The organism is Pseudonocardia pini (assembly GCF_013870575.1).
GTDB lineage: Bacteria > Actinomycetota > Actinomycetes > Mycobacteriales > Pseudonocardiaceae > Pseudonocardia > Pseudonocardia pini.
Genome location: NZ_JACBXB010001006.1, coordinates 1 through 1,628, shown reverse-complemented (window position 1 = coordinate 1,628; position 1,628 = coordinate 1). Strand labels below are relative to the sequence as shown.

At 73.1% G+C, this 1,628-nt stretch carries 1 protein-coding gene and 1 pseudogene; both read right to left on the bottom strand.

The window, feature by feature from the left end; all coding sequences use genetic code 11:
- Positions 1-824, bottom strand: a pseudogene (locus H5J29_RS31895) (hypothetical protein); the annotation flags it as partial.
- The gene (locus H5J29_RS31890) at positions 821-1,552 is read right to left on the bottom strand and encodes a hypothetical protein (protein ID WP_181784634.1); all 732 of its coding nucleotides are present in this window, start codon (positions 1,550-1,552) and stop codon (positions 821-823) included. The gene H5J29_RS31890 and the pseudogene H5J29_RS31895, both read right to left, overlap by 4 nt.
- Positions 1,553-1,628: the final 76 nt, after the last annotated feature.

Genomic DNA, 1,628 nt, shown 5'->3' with positions numbered 1-1,628 from the left:
GCCAGCGAGTGCAGCAGCGGGACGGCCTCGGTGGCGAACGTGAGGTCGGCGAGGATCTGGGGGCGCTCGGCCAGCCCCGCCCGGACCTTCTCCAGGATGTCCGAGACCTGGCCGGGGACCTCCGGGTCGACGATCAGCTCCAGCAGGTACCGGACGAACTGGTCCGCGTTGCGGAACTGGAACTGCCCCTCGATGCCGCCCTCGGTGGCGTTCATCTGCAGCAGGGCCGTGAAGATCGCCGGATCGAGGCCGTGGTCGTCGAGTGCCTGCGACCACTTGTCCTGCCGGTCGGTGACCACCACGCCGGCACCGGGGACGACGTCCCACGTCCGCAACGCGGTCACGAAGTCCCGCTGCGTGGCGCGGCCACCCTCCACGGTGATCGGCAGCAGGTCGAACTCCGCCCGCCCCTCGACGTGCTCGAACAGGTACCAGCGCGAGCCCAGCCGGTCGTGGTCGCGGTTCGGGTCGGCGGGCTGGGCGCGGTCCGCCCACTCGTAGACCGCGCCGGTGACCAGCCGCCGCCCGCTCGGCCCCGACCACTCGACGACGACGTGCCCGGTGTCGTCTCCCAGCAGGTAGTCCTCGAGGTGCTTGCCGGTGGCCGCCGTGGCGAGGAAGTCCCGGCGCGCGGGCCGGATCAGCGCGCACACCAGGGACAGGACCGTGGACTTCCCGCCGCCGTTGCGCAGCCAGAGGATCGAGTCCAGCGGCGTGCCCGCGGCGTCGGTGAAGTCCAGCGTGACGTCGAGGAACCGGGCCGCCGTGGGACCCATCCGGTCGATCCGGATCCGGCTCATCTGCCACATCACCGGTGCGCTCACGGCGTCGTCTCCCGGCTCTGCGTGCGGAGCTCGCGCAGCGCGTCGAGCGCCGCCCCGCCCGCCGAGTCGGCGACGAGCAGCCGGAAGCGGTCGGTCAGGTGGTAGACGTCCGGCCCGAGGCTGCCCGCCTCGCGGGCCGCGCCCTGGTCGCCCAGCCAGCCGAACGTGTCCTCGATCGCCTTGAGGGTGCAGCCGCGGCCGCGCCGCCCGGTCTGGGTGGTGATCAGCTGCGGCATGTCCGCGTAGACCTCGGCGGCGACGCGGGCCCGTTCCTCCGGGGTGCCCTCGCCGCCCTCCTGGGCCTTGAGCGTGTCGATGGCCGACCGCAGGAACTCGTCCACCTTCAGCAGGTCCACCAGCTTCGTCTCGGGATCGTCGAAGTCGACGTCCTGGGGGTAGGCGTAGGCCGCGATCCCGATCAGGACCAGGCCGAACACCAGCCGCTCGGCCTGGTCCATGGTGCGGAAGTCCGCGAGCTTGGTGGCGAACGGGCCGCCGGGCTCGGGGGCGAGCACGATCCCGGAGCGCGGGGTCCCCAGCACCTCGAGCCCGAGGCCCTCGGCCATCGTGTCCACGACGTCCCGGAACCGCAGCTCGGTGCGGTACCGGTCCAGCAGGGCGCGGTAGTCGCTGCCCTCGACCGGCCGCGACCGGCGCTGCAGCCCGAACGCCACGAGCTCCGCGGCCGCCTTCACCTGCGTCAGGTCGGCGGCGGCATGCTCAACCACCGACGGCCACCTCCTCCTCGTGCTCCTCGTGCTCGCCCTGCTCCGGCGCGACGACGGCGGCCCGCAGCGACAGGTC